The following is a 19,076-nucleotide window of genomic DNA, read 5'->3' on the forward strand; positions in this document are numbered from 1 at the left end:
GCCGGACCCTCGGCAATCAGACCCTCAGCGGCCCGTACAGGTTGGAGTGTTAGCATGCCGCCCATTGTCTTTGAATCACGGCCGCAATGCTCAAGTTCTGGAAGAAGAAACCTGCCGGCAAGGACGCGCAGCAAGCCACCGCCAAGGCACCTGCCGACGCCAGCGTGCCGGAAAGCGGCGACGGAACCCTGCACGAGGCGCTGGCGGAAATTCCCGCGCCCGCCGAAACCCGGCCCGACACTGAGCGCTTCGTGGCGCCCGCCGCCGAAGCCGCCACCGAAACACCGGCATCGACCCGGCGCAGCTGGCGCGAGCGGTTGTCCGGCAATGTATTCGCGCGCAGCCTCGGCTCGCTGTTCGTGCGCCATCCCCGGCTCGACGACGACCTGCTCGACGAACTGGAAACCACCCTGATCACCGCCGACGTCGGCATCGAGGCCAGCACCGAGCTGGTCGAGAACCTGCGCAAGCGCATGCACAAGCGCGAGTTCGCCGACGCCCCGGCGCTGCTGGCCGCACTGCGCCAGGCGCTGGTGGCCCTGCTCAAGCCGGTTGAGCAGCCGCTGGACATGCGCGGCCGGCAGCCGTTCGTGGTGCTGGTGGTCGGCATCAACGGCGCCGGCAAGACCACCACCATCGGCAAGCTGGCCCGCCGCTGGCGCGACGAGAAGCGCGCGGTGATGCTGGCTGCCGGCGACACCTTCCGCGCCGCCGCGGTCGAGCAGCTGAAGACCTGGGGCGAACGCAACGCCGTGCCGGTGATCTCGCAAGGGCAGGACGCCGACGCCGCCAGCGTGATCTTCGACGCACTGCAGGCAGCACGCTCGCGCGGTGCTGACGTGCTGATCGCCGACACCGCCGGCCGCTTGCACACCCAGGGCGGACTGATGGACGAACTGGGCAAGATCGCCCGCGTGCTGAAGAAGCTCGACGCCGACGCGCCGCACGAGGTGCTGATGGTGATCGACGGCACCACCGGCCAGAACGCGGTCAACCAGGTACGCCAGTTCCGCCAGATCGTGGGCGTGACCGGCCTGGTCGTGACCAAGCTCGACGGCACCGCCAAGGGCGGCGTGGTGTTCGCGCTGGCGCGCGAGTTCGGCCTGCCGATCCGCTTCGTGGGGCTGGGCGAAACCGCCACCGACCTGCGCGTGTTCGAGGCCGAGGCGTTCGTCGACGGCCTGCTGCCGGCCAGCCTCGGTGGCGAGGCGCCCGACCATGACTGAACCACGACGGCGAGGTTGAACGCATGTCGCGCCGACTGCGGCTGACCCTGCTGGCACTTGGCAGCTTCGTGCTGACGGTGATGCTTGCCGCGGTGATCGCCGTCTACCTGCTGCTGCAGCCGGAGCGCTTCACCCGCATGCTGCAGACCCAGGCACGCAGCGCCGGGCTCGAACTGAACCTGGCCAGCCCGGCCAGCCCGACCCTGTTCCCGCGGCCGGCGCTGGACCTGGACGGCATCACGCTCAACGCCGCAGGCGCCAGCGCGCCGATCCTGCTGGCCGCGCACGGCCAGCTGGCGTTGCCGTGGCATACCGTGCTCGGCGGTCCCACGGTGATTTCGCAACTGCAGATCGAATCGCCGCGGGTCGACCTCGACGCGCTGCAGGAGTGGCTCGCCGCCCTGCCCGCGCAGCCCGCGGGCGCGCCGCCGAACATCCCGCGCATCGACACCGGTGTCAGCATCAGCCACGGCAGCGTGGTGCGTGGCAACCAGGTGCTGCTCGGCAACGTCTCGCTCGAAGCCGGCAGCCTGATTTCCGGCCAGCCGTTCCCGCTGCGCCTGTCCGCCGTCACCGCCACCGGCACGCCGCTGCAACTGCGGCTGTCCGCCACGCCGCGCATCGAAGGCAATGCACTGCAGTTGAACAACATCACCCTGCACCTGTCGCAGGGCAGCGCGATGACGCTCGCGCTCACCGGCAATGCGCGCTGGCACGGCGCCGCCGACGCCGCCGCCAGCCTTGCCGGCAAGCTCGACCAGGCCAGTGCCGGCCAGTACGACATCTCGCTGCTGCTGACCCCTGCCGACCAGAACAACCCGCTGCTGCTCGCGCTGAAACTCGACGGCCCCGCCAACCACGCCGACCTGCGCCTGCCGCCGCTGGCGCTGGCGCACTGGTGGAACCAGCTGGGCAATCCGCAAGGGCCGCAATTGAGCGTGCCGCCGGGCAGCGGCCACGCGGAAATCGCGAAGCTCGACGCCGCTGGCATCAGCATCGAAGGCCTCACCATCAGCACCGGCGATGCCGTGCCCGCGCCGGCCGGGACGGCAGCCGCGCCAGCGAAACCCGCCGGCAAGAAACAGCCATGAGCGCAGCCCTGGCGACCCGCCTGCTGCGCTGGTTCGACCAGCACGGCCGCAAGGACCTGCCCTGGCAGCGCACGCTCAACGACGGCCGGCGCGACGCCTACCGCGTATGGCTGTCCGAGGTGATGCTGCAGCAGACCCAGGTCGCCACCGTGGTCGGCTATTTCGAGCGCTTCGTCCGTGCGCTGCCCACCCTGCGCGCGCTCGCCGCCGCCGACGAGGACACCGTGCTGGCGCTGTGGTCCGGCCTCGGCTACTACCGTCGCGCGCGCTTCCTGCATCGCGCCGCGCAGCTCTGCGTGGAACGGCACGGCGGCGAACTGCCGCGCGACTTCGCGGCATTGAGCGCACTGCCCGGCATCGGCCGTTCTACCTCCGGCGCGATCCTGGCGCAGGCGCACGGCCTGCGCTTTCCCATCCTCGACGGCAACGTCAAGCGCGTGCTGACCCGCTACCACGGCATCCACGGCCACCCCGGCGAAAGCGCGGTAGAAAAACAGCTGTGGCAACACGCCGAGACGCACACGCCGAAAACTCGCGTCGCCGACTACACCCAGGCGATCATGGATCTCGGCGCGACGCTGTGCACGCGCTCGCGCCCACGCTGCGGGGACTGCCCGCTGGCCACCGGCTGCATCGCCCATCGCGACGACCTCACCGCGCAGCTGCCCAGCCGCAAGCCAACCAGATCCATTCCCACCCGCGCCACCGTGATGCTGATCCTGCGCGACCATGATCGACGCGTGCTGCTGGAACGGCGCGGTCCGCAAGGCGTGTGGTCCGGCCTGTGGAGCCTGCCCGAAGCGGGCGACCCGGGCAGCGCCTGGCGCCTCGCGCAGCAGCACGCGCAGATCGACGACGCGCAGGCGCTTGCCCCGTTCACCCACGTGTTCAGCCATTACCGGCTCGACATCGAGCCGCTGCTGTTCGACCGCGCGACAGCACGCGGCGGCATCGCCGATAATCCGCATCTGCGCTGGTGCAGCGCCGGCGAACTCGGCGCACTCGGCCTGCCCGCACCGGTGCGCAGCCTCCTGCTGCAGATCAACGACAGCACCTGAGCAGAACGGCAAGCTGCCTCCATTATTGTGGTCCCATCAGGATTCGAACCATGAGCCGTACCGTCCACTGCGCCAAGCTCGGCATCGACGCCGAAGGCCTCGACTTCGCCCCCTGGCCCGGCCCACTGGGCCAGCGCATCTACGCCGAGGTTTCCAGAGCTGCCTGGCAGCAATGGCTGGCCCACCAGACCACACTGATCAACGAATACCGGCTCAACCCGCTCGACCCGAAAGCACGCAAGTACCTCGGCGAACAGATGGAGAAATTCCTGTTCGGCGGCGACGTCGACCAGGCCGCCGGATTCACTCCGCCCGACCTGGAGTCTTGACGAAAAGCCGTGCATTCGGTCTAATGCGCGGCTCCACGCATCATCGGCAAGCTTCGCGGCAGCCCCTGATCGCCAGGTTCCCGGCCGGGTAGCTCAGTTGGTAGAGCAGGGGATTGAAAATCCCCGTGTCGGCGGTTCGATTCCGTCCCCGGCCACCATGAAAACAAAGACTTAGCCCGCTCTCACTCAGCGGGCTTTTTCTTGTGTAAGCCCTATGTAAGGCTGTAGCACAGGCAACAAAAAACCCCGCTCTTAGACGGGGCTTTCATCCACACAATCGCATCACACCGCGTCAGCCGGCGTGAACAAGCCGCCGCTGAGTGCTACGCACGGTATCGATCAACTTTCTCTGTTCCTGCGTCGATTTCTCGATCACTTCCTTGTAAACACGCTTCTTGTCCGCCGAGGAAGCGTTCCGAATGAAATCGGATAAGGGGGTCGACGCAAGCTTCTTATTTCCGAAGAACATGCTAGCTCCCATTGAGTATCCCTAGCGCATCGCTTAGGGACCGAACATCATAGGTCTCTTTAACGTAACCGTCAATAGCTTGAATGTTGCCTTCGTAGACTCGATTGCCACCGTCAAGGTTCTTGATGATGAGATCGACCTTTATCTTACTTCCAAGTTCCTCTTTCAACCTGTTTACCACATCTCGGGCCGCGAAGTATTGACCGATGAACACGCCTACAGGAATGCTACGTCCGTCTAACGCCTCTCGATCCTTTACGAACCGCCAAGCTTGGCAAGGTTCCTGAAAAACATACAAAATCTGAACCACCCTGCCCTTCGTCAGAGCCCGGCTTACGTTTCTGAACGCCACTTCGTAGTTCGACAACGTTCCGTCAAGGATGAAGCTTTGCCTATTTCCAAACGCTTCGTCTAGAACCTTCTCGACAATCTTGCCGACAGCTCTCTGGAAGAGGTTTGAGTTTTTGCCGGTGTACCCGGGTATGAGCTTGCGGTAGTCATCCGGATCGATCCTTAAAACGGGCCCGCCCAGTTTTTCGATGAGAGCTTGCGAAGCCTCAGTTTTCCCTGCACCGGGCGAGCCGGCCATAAAGACCGCTACGGGATCCCTCTCTGCGGGATAGATCGCAAGGTCCGTCAACTGCCTAGCAATCCGTCGACGATTTTGGCTCACGAAATCAAGAGCGGCATCCTCAACAGCTTGGTCTTCAGGCGTCAGATTCATTTCCCCCTCCCGCCTCAGTGTAGCGTAGCTGCCAAGCGTGCAGCGGCGGGCGGCACGACGGCGTGCAGGCGCCCGCCAATCCCCGTCACTCGGCGAAGGGATTGGCCTTTTCCACCGGCTTCGCCACGACACGCGACGCGTCGGCCGGGGACATGCCCAGCGACGAAAGCATGGCCGTCAAGCGCGACAGCTTGGCGGGGTGCATGTTCGCCGGGTCGGCCCTGAACTGGACGAACAGGGAGGAGGCCACTTCTACCCAAACGCGATCCCGGTCGGCGAGCACGCCGTCGGGGCACTGCGCGACGATCATGGCCCACGCCTTCGCGAAGGTGATCAGCCCTTGTTTCGGTGCCTTGCCGATCGGACCGTGTGGCACGGGATCGACGCGGCGACGGTTCGGATTCTTGGCAAACGCCCCGCTCAGTTCCAGGACGTTCGTTGCTTTGCGCTGGCGCGGCATGGATGCCTCCGAAAAATTTCAATTGGGGACGCGTGAAAAAAGGTGCCCGAACGGTCCCGGTGCGCGTTCATTTCAACTCTCGACCGTCCCTACCCACCGCTGGAAATTCTGAAATTCTGGTGCGGGCGCTGGGCAGCGGATCGGGCGTGCTGTTGGTGTTGCTCGTGCGTGCCGCGCGTGCTGCTGGCGCCGGTGTAGGTCGATGCTCGGCGACCCTCTTCACTTCACCTCACCCCCACACACGCAACGGGCCGCACACATCGCTGCATGCGGCCCGTCGTGCATCACTCACCGTCGCATGCGGGCCACGTGCGAGAATCGGCCACCCATCGATGTCTCGCCAATGCCATGACCTCCCCGAAATACGATTTCCGCCAGTTCCAGGAAGAGCTCGCCAGGCTCGAACGCAAGGTCGAGCAACAGCAGCCGGCCAAGCCGCTCGGCAAGAAGGCTGCGGCGGCGCAGCGGCTGGCGATGGCGCGGGAGGAGTTCCTGGCGCTGCGCAAGCGGCACGAACTGAGCGTGGCGGATGTGGTGGCGTTCTTCCCGGAGGAGGAAGGCATTGCCTACCTGCAGCAGCTGATTGCGGCGGCGCAGGCGAAACCCCGACGGACGCGGAAGGCGTAGACGAATGCTGACCAGGGACCGAGACATGATGAGCATGCCGACCGACACCCGCGCCCTGCCGCCAGATGCTGCCAACCGGCAGTGGCGGACACGGGTGCTGCTGATGGCGCTGGCCCTGACCACGCTGGGGGCAGGCGGCTGCACCCCGCTGCGCGACAGGCATTCCTCGGTGGTGGTCACTCCATCGTCGCCATCACCGGCAAGTGCCTCCAGGGAGCCCACGCTGGCCGCGATCGGCAGTCGGCTCCAGTCCGGTCACTACGCCGAAGGCGAAAAGGCCCTGCGACAGTATCTGGAGCGGCACCCGGGCGACCGCGCCGCGCCGGCCATGCTGCGCCAGCTCACCGCCGATCCGCAGCAGGTGCTGGGCGAGCGCTGGCGCGCGCATGTCGTGCAGCCGGGCGATTCCTACAGCACCCTGGCCGAGCGTTATCTCGGCGACCCGAACCAGTTCCTGATCCTGGCCCGCTACAACGGCTCGACCAACCCGTCGCGGCTGCGCGTCGGCGAGACGCTGCACATGCCGCTGTCTGCTGCCAGCGATTCCGCAGCCGCGGCGCCGGCTGCCACGACGATGCCGACAGCGATCGTGCGTGGCGCCGAATCGCCGGCGACGACGGCGCGGCGGTTGCAGGACGAGAGCGTGTCCCTGCTCGGCCAGGGGCACAAGGACCAGGCACTGGCCCGTCTCGACCAGGCACTGACCATCGATCCGCAGCTGAAGCCAGCCGGAGCCGGCGCAGCCGCGCTGCGGAAGCAGCTGCTCGACTCGTATCACGAGCGCGCGATCGTGCTGTACCGCGACCAGCAGCTGGACCAGGCCATCGCGTTGTGGGACCGGATCCTGGCGATCGCGCCGGACTATGAGCCGGCGATCGTCTACCGCACCCGCGCCCGCGAGCTCCAGCAGCGGCTCAAGCAGTACTGAGCCACGACTCAGGACTCGGCGGCGCCGTCATCCCCGGCCGTCGCCATGATCCGCGTCGGCCGCGAGACGTCCTCGCCGGCGGCGGCCGGCGTGGGCGCCCCGGACCGGTGCTGCCGGGCCTGCAACGCGCCGTTCATCAGGTTGAACGCGGCGAACAGGCGACCTAGCTCGTCGCGACGGGCCAGCCGGATGCGATGGCGAAAGTCGCCACGCGCCACCCGCAGCATCGCATCGCCCAGCAGGTTCAGCGTGTTGAGCGGCCGGCGGAACAGCCAGAAAGCCGCGCCGACGACCGCCACCAGGGTCAGCACCAGCACGCTGACGATCACCCACAGCGTGGTCCGCTGCGCCGCGCGCAGGGCCGCGTTGCTGATGCCCAGGCGCAGCTCGCCCACCGTCTTGGCCTGGTACTGGATCGGCACGTCGAACAGCAGCATGCCGCCCTGCTCGCGGTCGCCCGCGGTGCGGCTGAGATAGCTCTGGATGTCATCCGGGCGCGGCAGGTACTCCGTGCCATCCGGGGCGGACAGCCTGTGGCCGACCTCCTGCGCCTGCGTACTGGCGATGATGCCGCCATCGTGGTCGGCGATCGCCAGGTAGCGGATCTGCCGGTTGCGCGAGACGTCGGTGACCAGCGCGCGGGTGGCGGCCTGGTCGCCGAGCAGCAGGTTCTCGGCCGATTCGCTGGCGATCATGCGCCCCATCGAGCTGCCGAAATCCAGCGCCACGCCGGTTACTGCGCTGCCCTGCTTGGCATAGATCGCGGCCAGCCCCAGCACCAGCACCAGGCTCAGGATCGCACCCAGGCTGCCGGCCCAGCGCAGGCGCAATGAAATGATGCGGGTCGCCAGCGGGTTTTCGCGTTCGCGCTCGTACTCGCGCGCGGCCAGGCGCAGGTCGTCGATGACCTCCGCGCCGCGCTGGTAGCGCGACTCCGCCGCCGGCGCCAGCAAGGTGCGCACGATGTTGACCAGGATCGACGGCGTGGCCGGGTCGCGCGGGCGGATTGACGGGCGCGGCGAGCGCAGGCGCTTTTTGATCAGCTGCTGTACGTTGCCGATGTCCGGCCACGGCAGCTTGCCGGTGACCAGCCAGTACAGCACCACGCCCAGCGAGAACAGGTCGCTGCGCGCGTCGGTGCGCTCGCCACGCAGGCGCTCCAGCGCCATGTAGGCCGGCGTGCCGCCGATTTCCGCGGACGCCCCGCCGGCCTCGCGCGGCGAGCCGCGCCGTTCGGCAATGCCGAAGTCGCTGATCTTGGCGTAGCTCCAGCCGTCGGCCAGCATGATGTTCTCGGGCTTGACGTCGTGGTGCAGCACGCCTCGCGCATGCGCATAGTCGAGCGCCGCGGCAAGCTGCCCGACCAGCTCGATGATCACCGGCAGCGGCGGAAAGCCCTCGCGGGCGACCGCGCTGGCCAGCGTCTCGCCCGAGAGCCGCTCCATTGCGATGTACGAACGGCCGTCGTCGGTCTCGCCGACGTCGAAGATGGTGACGATGTGCGGGTGGGTCAGGTGGCCGGCCGCGCGCGCCTCGACCTGGAACCGGCGCCGGTAGGTGGGGTCGGTGGCAATCTCCCGGTGCAGGCACTTGATCGCCACCTTGCGTTCGATGCCCGGGTCGAAACCGGCATAGACGACGGCCATCGCGCCTTCGCCGAGGACGCCCTCGATGCGGTAGCGGCCGACCTGCTGCGGCATGGGACTCTCGCTCACGGCGACCCGAGCAACCACCACGCCAGCGCACCCAGCACGCCCAGCGCGGCAAGCAGCAGGACGATGCCGATCCAGCGCCGGGATGCGGGCTCCGGCAGGTCGCGTTCGCGGGTCAGGAACACGAATTCCGCCTGCCCCAGCCGGATGTGGTCGCCGTGGCGCAAGGCCACTTCGTGGATGCGCTGGTCGTTCACGAAGGTGCCATTGGTGGACAGCGTATTCACGATGACGCAGCGACCTTGCTGGTTGGTGATCCAGGCGTGATTGCCGGACACGCTCAGGTCGTCGATGACGATCTCGTTGTCGGCCCGGCGGCCGATCGCCTGCCGGCCCGGGCGAAGGATGAAGCGTTGTCCTTCGATGCCGGGGCTGCTGCCTTCCAGCACCGGTTCGCGCGCGCTGATCCGGCCATTCATCGCGCCCTCGGCGTCGCTGATGTACTGCCGCAACGCCTCGGTGGAAAAAAACCGGGTGCCCTGCGGTCCTGAAGATCGTTCGCCGGAACGGCTCAACGGTGCCTGACCACGATCGCTCATCGAAACCCCATGTTTCCGGACCAGTTGGCACTATAGCCGGACACGAGGGCGCTGCCATCGCATCCGGAAAGGATTGACGCGTACGTCACATGCCTGAACGCCAGCCACCGCTGGCACCCCATGTTCACCGCAGGTTGGATGGGGCGATTCAAGACTCGGGTTTCCCACAGGCAACGAGGTACTTCCCCATGACCAACAAGCTCGCTCCACTGACCCTTGCCCTGGCGCTGGGAACGCTGGCGCTGGGAGTCTCCACCACCGCCGCGGCGCAGCAGGCCATGACCGAACCGCTGGTACAGGGCCGGCTCACCGCACAGGGCTACACCAAGGTGCACGACCTGAAGTTCAAGGACGGCATGTGGTACGCCGAGGCAAGGAGCGCGAACGGCCATCGGGTGGAACTGCGCATCGACGCGAAGACCGGCCAGGTGTATCCGGACGAGCAGGTGTCCCAGCTGAGCAGGCAGGATGTGCATGCGGCGCTGGAAACCCAGGGCTACACGCACGTGCACGACGTGGACTTCGAGGACGGCATGTGGAAGGCCAGGGCCAGGAACCCCGCCGGCAACAGCGTCAGGCTGAAGATCGATGCCAGCAGCGGCAAGGTGATCGGCACGTACTGAGGCGCAGGCGGCCCGGCCGGCGGCAGCGGAAGGTCTGGAAAGCTCAGGAATGCCCCGCGGTTACGGGCAGTGCCGGCGATACGGACGACCCGGTCAGGTCGAGCCAGTCCGAAGCAATCTTCGCGACAGCGGCGCTGCTCATGTCGTGGGTATCGACAGCCTTGTTGGCGTGGCCATAGGGCGCATATTTTGTGGAGCTGGTGACCGAGAACAGGCCCAGTGTCGGCGTGCCGCTGGCGACGGCCAGGTGCATCACGCCGCAGTCCGCGCTGATGAATCCGTCCAGGTTGGCGATCATCGAGGCCAGTCGCCGCAAATCACGCGTGTAATAGGAGGCGAATTCCCCGCCAAGTTGTGTCTGTCCGTGCTCCGCCACCACATCGACGATCAGCACATCCGGTTGCAGTGTCAGCAGCGCATCGACAAATTGCTTCCACCAGCCCTCGCCGTAGCGCTTGGCACCGGTGGCGTTGGCAAAAATGCCGACGACACGGCGTCGTGCCGGCGGCTGTTGCGATGCACCGAGAATGGCAGCCAAAGCCTGGCCTGCCTGCTGCTTTTCGCCATCGGACAGCCGCAGGTTGAGCGAGAAACACTCCCGATCCACTCTCCCGGCATAGGCCGTGCGCAGCAGAAAAACACTTCGATGCGCCAGATGCTCCGGCGAGGTCAGGTCGTGCCATGCCGACGTCCTGTTCGCCCCGGCGTCCGGGAAGCCGATTTTGAAACGCGCCCTGACCATGGCCAGCAGCAGCCGACCGGATTGCGAACCGTTGCAGGCATCGATGGCCAGATCGTAGGAATGCAGCCGCAGCTGCCGAAGCAGGGTCACCGTCAGCCACGGATGCCGCGCCATCTTGCGTGGCAGGCTGAATATGCGGCGAACCTGGAAGCGATTCGTGAACAAGTCCCTGGCTGCGTCGCCGCCACTGACGAGATCGATTTCAGCACCCGGATAAAGCGCCTCGACTTCCGCAAGCAACGGACTGATCAGCACGGTGTTGCCAAGCCGGTGATTGGGCCGGCATATCAAGACGCGATGCACGCCTCGCGTCGGCAACTGGCCCGGCTCGCAAAGCTGCCTGCCGGTGAGCGCAAACAGCCGGCCAAAGAACAGCGCGATGGCCCGGTGCCGCAACACATCCCGGCGTCGCGCCACGATATGGGTGTGTGGCTGCCCGGCTTGCGGCAGTTCTGCAACGTCAGTCATCGGGAACCGGGCAAGATCAGGAAGGTTACCGTACGGTACGACGCGCCACCTTTCGAAACCCTTTTCGAATTCAACGACATCACTTCGGCCGCCGGCCTGGCGCAACGACTGAAAGGGCGTTGAAAAACATCCGGTCGATGCGGCCACGGGTGGCCCGCCACCCACGGATGGATCAATGCGTCCGACCTCACTACTATCGGCGGACCCATCCCCGCAACTGGTGACTGCCCGTGAAGCGATTGCTCCTGTGCGCCCTGATCATGTCTGCCTGCGCCGCGGCGCAGGCCTCCGATACACCGACCTTCAGCACCGAACGACTGTCCGCCGAAGTGAAGACGCTGGCCTCGGACGCGTTCGAGGGCCGTGGCCCGGCCACGCCGGCCGAGGCGAAGACCATCGACTACGTGGTGGCGCAGATGAAGGCCGCGGGCCTGCAGCCCGGCGGCGACCTCAAGGACGGCAAGCGCAGCTGGACCCAGGCGGTGCCGCTGCTGCGCAGCGAGATCGTCGGTGTGCCGAAGCTCTCGCTCACCCTCGGCGACAGCCACGAAGCATTGACCCAGGGCGAGCAGATCGCGGTGCGCGCGCCGATGGACGGCTCCACCTCGGTGGCGATCGCCAACGCGCCGCTGGTGTTCGTCGGCTACGGCGTCGAGGCGCCGGAGCGGCACTGGGACGACTTCAAGGGCGTCGACCTGCACGGCAAGATCGCGGTGGTGCTGATCAACGACCCGGATTTCGAGACCGGCGTGGGCGACTTCGGCGGCAAGGCGATGACCTACTACGGCCGCTGGACCTACAAGTACGAGGAAGCCGCGCGCAAGGGCGCGCTGGGCGTGCTGATCGTGCACGAGACCGCACCGGCCTCGTACGGCTGGGCCACGGTGAAGAATTCCAACACCAACACGATGTTCGACATCGTGCGCGACCAGCCGTCCGCCGCGCATCCGCAGCTGGAAGCGTGGATCCAGCGCGAGCTGGCGGTGGCGATGTTCAAGCACGCCGGGCTGGACTTCGACGCGCTGAAGAAACAGGCGCAGACGCGCGCGTTCAAGCCGGTGACGCTGAAGGGCGAGAGCCTGTCGGCCAGCTTCAAGGTCAACAAGAGCGTGATCACCTCGCACAACATCGTCGGCCGCATCGAGGGCAGCAAGCACCCGGAGCAAACGGTGATCTACAGCGCGCACTGGGACCACCTCGGCGTCGGTGCGCCCGACGCCAGGGGTGATCGCATCTACAACGGCGCCGTCGACAACGCCACCGGCACCGCCGCGCTGATCGAACTCGGCCGCGCCTTCGCGCAGGGGCCGCGCCCGGAGCGCTCGATGGTGTTCCTCAACGTCACCGCCGAGGAGAAGGGCCTGCTCGGCTCCGAGTACTACGCCGCCAACCCGCTGTACCCGCTGGCCACCACCGTGGGCGTGATCAACATGGACGCGCTCGACCCGCACGGCCCGGCGCGCAACTTCACCATCTCCGGCAGCGCGAAGCTCGGCCTGCTGGACGACCTGATCGCCGACGCGAAGCAGTACGGCATGAGCTACACCGCGGACCCGAAACCGGAAGCCGGCTACTTCTTCCGCTCCGATCATTTCTCGTTCGCCAAGCGCGGTGTGCCGGCGGTGTCGTTCGGCTCCGGCAATGACTGGGTCGACGGTGGCATCAAGGCCGGCAAGGCGGCGGAAGACGACTACACCGCCAGGCGCTACCACCAGCCCGGCGACGAGTGGCAGGCCAGCTGGCCGTTCACCGGCATGGCGCGCGACCTGCAGTTGCTCTACACCGTCGGCCACGACCTGGCGAACTCCAACCAGTGGCCGGACTGGAGCAAGGACTCCGAGTTCCGCGGCATCCGCGACGCCAGCGCCGCCGACCGCAAGTAAGCCACACTGTCGATGTGCTCCCTCCCCTGCTTGCAGGGGAGGGTTGGGGTGGGGTCGGCTCTTGATCTTCTTCGCTACCCTGAGCAACCCCCTCCTGACCTCCCCCCTGCGACCGAAGGAAGTCCCTTCTGGGGCAAGCAGGGGAGGAATCATTGTCAGTGCCGGCCGTAGGCCCAGCGCAGGAACAGCGGCAGCATCCGCTGCCATGACGCCTGGTTGTGCACGCCACCCTGCAACAGGAACAGCGAGGCATCCGCCCTGCGCGACGGATGTCCCGCGTAATCCAGGTTGATCGAATAACCGAGCTGCCTCAGGCCACGGGCACGGAAGCCGTCGGCGCCGCGATAGCCCTGCAGCAAATCCTGCACGTCGTCGACGGCATCGTTGACACCGTCGCCATCGCGATCATCGGTTTCCTCCGCCGTACCCACCGCGAACCACATGCGCAAACCGGCGCGCTTGTGGCCGTGATCGACCATCGCCTGCGCCAGCCGCGTGTGCTGCACCGCGGTGGCGCTAGTGCGATCCGCGGCCAGCCAGAACGAGGGCGAGAATGCGCCGACCTGGCCGAACACCTCGGGGTACTGCCAGCCCAGGTTGAACGCGTTCAACGCACCGAGCGACCAGCCCAGTATCGTGCGCCCGCGCGCGGACCGGCGCGTGCGGTAGTGCGCGTCCACGTACGGCACCAGCGCGGTGGCGACCCAGGCGGAATAGTCCTGCGCACGGGTGCCGATCGGGCCGATCCGCGAACCGCCGACCAGGCTGCGTGCCGTGGCGCGATCGGACAGGCCGTAGCCGCTGGCGCGGTCGTCGAGCATGCGGATCGCCACCACGATCACCGGCTCGATCGCCTTGTCCCGATACAGTTGCGCCAGCGTCGCTTGCAGGCCCACCGCTGCCATGTCCTGGCCATCATTCGCGTACAGCACCGGATAGCGGCGGCCGGATGCCTGCGCGTAGCCCGGCGGCAGATAGACGGCCAGCTTGATCCGCTGCGGCGCGAACGCCGATGCATCGAGCTGCAGTTGCACCGGTTCGTTGGCGGCGACGGCCTCCGAAGCGAAGGCGGGCGCGCCACCGGCAAGCAGCAGCACGCCGGGCAGCAGCCACGACAGGAGCGTGCGGCGACTCATCGTCGTCACGCCACGCCAGCGAACCATGCGCCGTAGCCAGGCAATCGCAAGCGGCCGCCGTCGAAACGGCCGCTCGTCAGGCCGTGGCCATCCAGCGGTTGCGACGTGCCGAGCGCTGCCGGCAGGTCGACCTCGACGGCGGAGCCAGCCAGGTTGAACACCACCAGCACGGTCTGCCCGTCCAGGTGGCGGGTGAACGCCAGCACCGGCTCGGCGGTGTCGATGAACGCGATGTCGCCCCAGCGCAGCGCGGGTTGCGACTGGCGCCAGTGCATGAAGCGGCGGAAGCCGTTCAGCACCGAATGCGGGTCGGCTTCCTGCCGGCTCACCGCCAGCGCGTGATGCTCCGCCGGCACCGGCAGCCACGGCAGGCCGCCGCTGAAGCCGGCCTGCGCATCGGCGTCGTTCCACGGCATCGGCGTACGGCAACCGTCGCGGCCCTTGAACTGCGGCCAGAACGCGATGCCGTAGGGATCCTGCAGCGCCTCGTACGGCAACACGGCCTCGGTCAGGCCCAGTTCCTCGCCCTGGTAGACGCAGACCGAGCCGCGCAGCGAACAGACCATCGCGGTGAGCAGGTTGGCCAGCGGCGCCGACGGGTGGCCGCGGCCCCAGCGCGTCAGCACGCGCTCGACGTCGTGGTTGGAGATCGCCCAGCACGGCCAGCCGTCGGTCATCTGCGCTTCCAGCGCCTGCACCGTGCCGCGGATGTGTGCCGCGCTGAAATCGTCGGTGAGCAGCTCGAAGCTGTAGCCCATGTGCAGGCGGCCGGGGCGGGTGTATTCGGCCATCGTCGCCAGCGAATCCTCCGAGGAGATCTCGCCCAGCGTGGCCGCGCCCGGGTAGCGATCCATCAGTGCGCGCAGCTCGCCGAGGAAGGCCAGGTTCTCCGGCCGGGTGTTGTTGTAATAGTGGTACTGGAACGCGTAGGGGTTGTCCGGGCTGAAGCCGCGACCCGTGCGCTTGTCCTTCGGCTTGGGCGGGTTGTCGCGCAGCTCGCGGTCGTGGAAGCAGAAGTTGATCGCATCCAGGCGGAAGCCGTCCACGCCCTTGTCCAGCCAGAAGCGCACGCTGTCGAGGATCGCCGCGCGCACGTCGGGGTGGTAGAAATTCAGGTCCGGCTGCGAGGTCAGGAAGTTGTGCAGGTAGTACTGGCCACGGCGCGGCTCCCACTGCCACGCGCTGCCCCCGAACAGCGACAGCCAGTTGTTCGGCGCGCTGCCGTCGTCCTTCGCGTCGGCCCACACGTACCAGTCGGCCTTCGGATTGTCGCGGCTCTCGCGGCTTTCGTGGAACCACGCATGCTCGGCCGAGGTGTGGCTGAGCACCTGGTCGATCATCACCTTCAGGCCCAGCTTGTGCGCCTTCGCCAGCAGCGCGTCGAAATCGGCGAGCGTGCCGAACAGCGGGTCGACGTCGCGGTAGTCGGCGATGTCATAGCCGAAGTCGGCCATCGGCGACTTGAAGAACGGCGCGATCCAGATCGCGTCCACGCCGAGGCTGGCCACGTAGTCGAGCCGCTCGATGATGCCCGGCAGGTCGCCCACGCCATCGCCATCGGTGTCCAGGAAACTGCGCGGATAGATCTGGTAGGTGACGGCGCCGCGCCACCAGGGTGCATCGGTCATTTGAACGGTTCCCCACGACATGATGCGGGCGCGTTCCATCGCCCGTCGTTGAATGCGGGCCAGCTTAGCCGTAGCCCCGCCGCCACCAGCACGGGTGTGCATACGTATTCATTCGTGCTGCAGCTGCGGCATGCCGCGCCTGCGGGGTGCCTCGTCCGCGTGCATACGTCCCGAGTGGATGTCAAGCCGCACCGCGGCTCGCGCTGGCATGGCCCGTTTCCTACATGCCTCATGCTGCAGTGCCATAAACGTTCGATGGCACCCGGCATGAATACGTATGCAGGAAATGCTTCGCTGCGGAAACGCCGGCCTACCATGCGATCACGCCGCCGAAAACCTCGGCAGCGCACCTGCCGACGGTCGTCGCCGACGAAAGCGCGGGGAACCCAATTATCGAATTCGACGGCGACACACCTTTGTGGGAGGGGAACATGGTTCTGAAACATAACGTGCTGGCAATGGCGATCGCCTCGGTTTGCCTTGGCATGTGCGCCACGGCCTATGCCGGGACTGCACCGTCAGCCAGCCAGCAGCAGAGCACGCAAGATCAGGCCCAGCCGTCAACGACCGACAAGGCGGACAAGAACGCCAAGGACGCCGACGGCAAGCGCAAGGCGCAGAAGCTGCAGGCCGTGGAAGTGAACGGCTTCGTCAGCAGCATCGAGAACTCCACCGCACTCAAGCGCAACTCCAGCACCATCGTCGAGGCGGTGTCGGCCGAACAGGTCGGCAAGCTGCCCGGCGTGTCCATCGCCGACACCCTCGGCCGCCTGCCCGGCCTGGCCGTGCAGACCGTCAGCGGCCGTCCGCAGGTGCTGACCATCCACGGCCTGGGCCCGGACTTCTCCACCGCGCTGGTCAACGGCGGCCAGCAGGTCTCGACGTCCAACAACCGTGACGTGCAGTTCGACCAGTACCCGTCGAGCTGGTTCGACAACGTGGTGGTGCACCTGACCCCGGAGGCCTCGCTGATCGGCCAGGGCCTGGCCGGCACCGTCGACATGCACACCATCCGCCCGCTGGAAAAGAACGGTCCGGAAGCCGCGCTGAATGCCCACTACATCTGGAACGACGCGTCCCAGCTGTCCAGCGGCCCCGGCGTCAGCGACAAGGGCTACAACCTCAACGGCGTGTGGGTGAACCAGTTCGCCGACCACACCCTGGGCGTCACCCTGGGCTTGGACATGGAATCCAACCCCTCGCAGATCCAGCACCAGGCACCATGGGGCTACCCAAGCGACAACAACGGCAACGCGGTGATCGGCGGTGCGAAGAACTACGGCATCTCCGACACCATGAAGCGCCGCGGCGTGCTGGCCACCGTGCAGTGGCAGCCGACCGAGTGGTACACCGGCACCGTCGACATGACCTACGACAACTTCAAGGAAGTGCAGCAGGCCAAGGGCATGGAGTTCCCGCTGTGGTGGAGCTCCGCGCAGCTGCAGCCGGGTAGCACGGTGCAGAACGGCATGGACGTCGCCGGCACCTACGGCAACGTCAAGCCGGTGATCCGCAACGACTACAACAGCACCAGCGCCCGGGTCTACAACTTCAACTGGGACAACAAGTTCACCATCAACGAGAACTGGACGGCCGACCTCGACGCGAACTACTCGCGCGCCACCCGCCGCGACATCAACCTCGAGAGCTACTCCGGCACCGGCTTCGCCTCCAACGGCGCCACCGACACGCTCGGCTTCGTCGAGCGCAACGACGGGCTGCTCTACGTCAACCCGTCGCTGGACTACACCAACGGCGTGGTGCTGACCGACCCGCAGGGCTGGGGCGGCGGCAACGACGTGGTGCAGGCCGGCTTCATCAACGCGCCGCACACCGTGGACTACCTGGCCAACCTGCGCCTAAGCGTGGAACGCAGCTTCTCCAGCGGTCCGTTCTCCAGCATGGAGTTCGGCGTGGCGCACAGCACCCGCGACAAGACCTACCACATCGACCAGAGCTTCCTGACCCTGGGCGGTGGCACCATCAGCGGTGGCAGCGCAGTCACCACGGCACCGTTCAGCGGCACGTCGTGCTCCCCGCTGGCGTGGATGGGCGTGAGCCAGCAGCTCTGCTACAACCCGTTCGACCTGATCAACAACGGTACCCTGCAGCAGGTGCCGACCTTCGGCTCGTCGCTGTCGATGCCGCCGAACTGGAAGGTGCGCGAGAAGACGTTCACCCCGTTCGTGCAGTTCAACCTCGACACCTACCTGGGCGGCGTCAGCCTGCGCGGCAACTTCGGCGTGCAGGCACAGCACACCTCGCAGCGCGCCATCGGTGAACGCGTGGCGCCGGGCAGCGCGATCACCGGCAACGCGATCACGTTGCTGCCGGTGGTGGGCAGCACCAGCTACAACAAGTACCTGCCAAGCGCCAACCTGATCTTCGGCTTCACCGACAATGACGACCTGCGCGTCAGCGCCGCCCGCACCCTGGCCCGTCCGCGCATGGACCAGATGAACGCCAGCCTCGGGGTGAGCGGCAACATCACGCATCTGTCGTCGACCGACCCGAACCAGGCCTACTTCAGCGCGTCCGGCGGCAACGCCAAGCTCAAGCCGACCATGGCCGACAACTACAACGTCAGCTACGAGCACTACTTCTCCGGCGGCAACGGCTACCAGTGCAACTCCAACGACGCGAAAAACTCCGACCTGTGCCGCAGCGGCGGTGGCTACTTCGCGCTGTCGGGCTACTACCTGAAGCTGAGCGACTACATCAACCCGAACGCCGCCTACCTGTATGACTTCAGCTCGTTCCTGCCGTTCGGCCTGACGCCGGCGCAGCAGGCCCAGCTGGGCACCACCCAGGGTACCGTCTCCGGCCCGACCAACGACGGCCATGGCTACGTGAAGGGCGCCCAGGTAACCCTCAACCTGCCGTTCAACGTGGTCACGCCGGTACTCGACGGCTTCGGCACGATCCTCACCGGCAACCGCACCAAGAGCTCGCTGGTGTTCGCCGGCAATCCCGATCCGATCACCGTGCCGGGCCTGTCGAAGTGGGTCGCCAACGCCACGCTGTACTACCAGCACAGCGGCTTCGAGGCGCGCATCAGCGACAGCTACCGTTCCAGCTTCCTGGGCGAGGTGTCGGGCATCAGCGCTTCCCGCATCGAGCAGACCATCCAGGGTGGCAGCAGCTACGACGCCCAGATCAGCTACGGCTTCGACAGCGGCAGCCTGAAGGGCCTGACCTTCATCGTGCAGGGCTCCAACCTGTCCAACAAGAAGTTCATCACGTTCCAGAACAACGACCCCCGCCAGGTACTGACGTGGGAGCGTTACGGCCGTCGCTACGATATCGGCGTGTCGTACAAGTTCCAGTAAGTCGTATTGACGTACCTCCCCATGAAGCCCCGCTGCGTACTTTTCAGCGGGGCTTTTTTTTCATGACCCGCGCCGCTGCAACGACGGCGGCGCGGCAACCAGGA

General features: G+C 66.6%; 16 protein-coding genes and 1 tRNA gene. 10 read left to right on the forward strand and 7 right to left on the reverse strand.

Features of this window, described 5'->3' with window-relative positions; translation table 11 throughout:
- Positions 1-86: 86 nt before the first annotated feature.
- The 5 genes from ftsY to QQA13_RS11930 all read left to right on the forward strand — a co-directional run bounded on the left by ftsY (position 87) and on the right by QQA13_RS11930 (position 3,862).
- Entirely contained in the window at positions 87-1,226 is a 1,140-nt protein-coding gene (gene ftsY, locus QQA13_RS11910; RefSeq protein ID WP_108470762.1) for a signal recognition particle-docking protein FtsY, read from the forward strand.
- Between the two features lie 23 nt (positions 1,227-1,249).
- Positions 1,250-2,317 carry an AsmA family protein gene (locus tag QQA13_RS11915; RefSeq protein ID WP_108470763.1) on the forward strand — a complete coding sequence of 356 codons (1,068 nt, stop codon included), beginning with the start codon at positions 1,250-1,252 and terminating at the stop codon, positions 2,315-2,317.
- Positions 2,314-3,375: an A/G-specific adenine glycosylase gene (gene mutY / locus QQA13_RS11920; protein WP_108470764.1), complete on the forward strand. Its 1,062-nt coding sequence runs from the start codon at positions 2,314-2,316 to the stop codon at positions 3,373-3,375. Before QQA13_RS11915 ends, mutY begins: the two co-directional genes overlap by 4 nt.
- Before the next feature lie 50 nt (positions 3,376-3,425).
- On the forward strand, positions 3,426-3,704 hold the full coding sequence (locus QQA13_RS11925; RefSeq protein ID WP_108470765.1) for an oxidative damage protection protein: 279 nt from the start codon (positions 3,426-3,428) through the stop codon (positions 3,702-3,704).
- Between the two features lie 82 nt (positions 3,705-3,786).
- A tRNA-Phe gene (locus tag QQA13_RS11930) sits at positions 3,787-3,862 on the forward strand.
- A 312-nt stretch (positions 3,863-4,174) separates the two neighbouring features.
- On the opposite strand, the gene QQA13_RS11935 is transcribed toward QQA13_RS11930, so the two are convergent.
- On the reverse strand, positions 4,175-4,897 hold the full coding sequence (locus QQA13_RS11935) for a zeta toxin family protein (protein ID WP_199909802.1): 723 nt from the start codon (positions 4,895-4,897) through the stop codon (positions 4,175-4,177).
- An 85-nt stretch (positions 4,898-4,982) separates the two neighbouring features.
- Positions 4,983-5,357, reverse strand: a complete 375-nt coding sequence (locus QQA13_RS11940) for a terminase (RefSeq protein ID WP_108470766.1) — start codon at positions 5,355-5,357, stop codon at positions 4,983-4,985.
- Positions 5,358-5,705: 348 nt separating this feature from the next.
- Here QQA13_RS11940 and QQA13_RS11945 point away from each other — a divergent pair, with 348 nt between their 5' ends.
- A complete protein-coding gene (locus QQA13_RS11945) occupies positions 5,706-5,984 on the forward strand; it encodes a hypothetical protein (protein ID WP_108470767.1) in 279 nt (92 codons plus the stop codon).
- A 25-nt stretch (positions 5,985-6,009) separates the two neighbouring features.
- Positions 6,010-6,912, forward strand: a complete 903-nt coding sequence (locus tag QQA13_RS11950; protein WP_159082160.1) for a LysM peptidoglycan-binding domain-containing protein — start codon at positions 6,010-6,012, stop codon at positions 6,910-6,912.
- Positions 6,913-6,920: 8 nt separating this feature from the next.
- Here the strand turns inward: QQA13_RS11950 and QQA13_RS11955 are convergent, their stop codons facing one another.
- Together QQA13_RS11955 and QQA13_RS11960 are read right to left on the reverse strand one after the other, a co-directional pair.
- Entirely contained in the window at positions 6,921-8,627 is a 1,707-nt protein-coding gene (locus QQA13_RS11955) for a protein kinase domain-containing protein (protein WP_108470961.1), read from the reverse strand.
- Positions 8,624-9,163, reverse strand: coding sequence for an FHA domain-containing protein (locus QQA13_RS11960; RefSeq protein WP_234411265.1), 540 nt, complete (start codon positions 9,161-9,163; stop codon positions 8,624-8,626). The genes QQA13_RS11955 and QQA13_RS11960 overlap by 4 nt, the downstream gene beginning before the upstream one ends.
- Positions 9,164-9,351: 188 nt before the next feature.
- Here QQA13_RS11960 and QQA13_RS11965 point away from each other — a divergent pair, with 188 nt between their 5' ends.
- Positions 9,352-9,786, forward strand: coding sequence for a PepSY domain-containing protein (locus tag QQA13_RS11965; RefSeq protein WP_108470770.1), 435 nt, complete (start codon positions 9,352-9,354; stop codon positions 9,784-9,786).
- 43 nt (positions 9,787-9,829) lie between these two features.
- Here the strand turns inward: QQA13_RS11965 and QQA13_RS11970 are convergent, their stop codons facing one another.
- Positions 9,830-11,143 (reverse strand): glycosyltransferase family 9 protein, encoded by a 1,314-nt coding sequence (locus QQA13_RS11970; protein ID WP_234411266.1) that lies wholly within the window; start codon positions 11,141-11,143, stop codon positions 9,830-9,832.
- Positions 11,144-11,226: 83 nt separating this feature from the next.
- Here QQA13_RS11970 and QQA13_RS11975 point away from each other — a divergent pair, with 83 nt between their 5' ends.
- Positions 11,227-12,879 (forward strand): M28 family metallopeptidase, encoded by a 1,653-nt coding sequence (locus QQA13_RS11975; protein ID WP_108470772.1) that lies wholly within the window; start codon positions 11,227-11,229, stop codon positions 12,877-12,879.
- Positions 12,880-13,034: 155 nt separating this feature from the next.
- On the opposite strand, the gene QQA13_RS11980 is transcribed toward QQA13_RS11975, so the two are convergent.
- Positions 13,035-14,042 (reverse strand): alpha/beta hydrolase, encoded by a 1,008-nt coding sequence (locus QQA13_RS11980; protein ID WP_199909803.1) that lies wholly within the window; start codon positions 14,040-14,042, stop codon positions 13,035-13,037.
- Positions 14,021-15,643 (reverse strand): alpha-glucosidase family protein, encoded by a 1,623-nt coding sequence (locus tag QQA13_RS11985; RefSeq protein WP_108470773.1) that lies wholly within the window; start codon positions 15,641-15,643, stop codon positions 14,021-14,023. Before QQA13_RS11985 ends, QQA13_RS11980 begins: the two co-directional genes overlap by 22 nt.
- A gap of 431 nt (positions 15,644-16,074) precedes the next feature.
- On the opposite strand from QQA13_RS11985, the gene QQA13_RS11990 reads away from it, so the two are divergent.
- On the forward strand, positions 16,075-18,972 hold the full coding sequence (locus QQA13_RS11990) for a TonB-dependent receptor (protein WP_108470774.1): 2,898 nt from the start codon (positions 16,075-16,077) through the stop codon (positions 18,970-18,972).
- The last annotated feature ends 104 nt before the right edge of the window (positions 18,973-19,076 follow it).

The sequence above is a fragment of the Rhodanobacter thiooxydans genome, assembly GCF_030291135.1.
GTDB classification, from domain to species: Bacteria; Pseudomonadota; Gammaproteobacteria; order Xanthomonadales; family Rhodanobacteraceae; genus Rhodanobacter; species Rhodanobacter thiooxydans_A.

Coding starts and splice junctions, on each gene's coding strand:
- ftsY (WP_108470762.1), top strand. CDS start 87: ATGCTCAAGTTCTGGAAGAAGAAACCTGCCGGCAAGGACGCGCAGCAA.
- QQA13_RS11915 (WP_108470763.1), top strand. CDS start 1,250: ATGTCGCGCCGACTGCGGCTGACCCTGCTGGCACTTGGCAGCTTCGTG.
- mutY (WP_108470764.1), top strand. CDS start 2,314: ATGAGCGCAGCCCTGGCGACCCGCCTGCTGCGCTGGTTCGACCAGCAC.
- QQA13_RS11925 (WP_108470765.1), top strand. CDS start 3,426: ATGAGCCGTACCGTCCACTGCGCCAAGCTCGGCATCGACGCCGAAGGC.
- QQA13_RS11935 (WP_199909802.1), bottom strand. CDS start 4,897: ATGAATCTGACGCCTGAAGACCAAGCTGTTGAGGATGCCGCTCTTGAT.
- QQA13_RS11940 (WP_108470766.1), bottom strand. CDS start 5,357: ATGCCGCGCCAGCGCAAAGCAACGAACGTCCTGGAACTGAGCGGGGCG.
- QQA13_RS11945 (WP_108470767.1), top strand. CDS start 5,706: ATGACCTCCCCGAAATACGATTTCCGCCAGTTCCAGGAAGAGCTCGCC.
- QQA13_RS11950 (WP_159082160.1), top strand. CDS start 6,010: ATGATGAGCATGCCGACCGACACCCGCGCCCTGCCGCCAGATGCTGCC.
- QQA13_RS11960 (WP_234411265.1), bottom strand. CDS start 9,163: ATGAGCGATCGTGGTCAGGCACCGTTGAGCCGTTCCGGCGAACGATCT.
- QQA13_RS11965 (WP_108470770.1), top strand. CDS start 9,352: ATGACCAACAAGCTCGCTCCACTGACCCTTGCCCTGGCGCTGGGAACG.
- QQA13_RS11980 (WP_199909803.1), bottom strand. CDS start 14,042: ATGGTTCGCTGGCGTGGCGTGACGACGATGAGTCGCCGCACGCTCCTG.
- QQA13_RS11985 (WP_108470773.1), bottom strand. CDS start 15,643: ATGACCGATGCACCCTGGTGGCGCGGCGCCGTCACCTACCAGATCTAT.
- QQA13_RS11990 (WP_108470774.1), top strand. CDS start 16,075: ATGGTTCTGAAACATAACGTGCTGGCAATGGCGATCGCCTCGGTTTGC.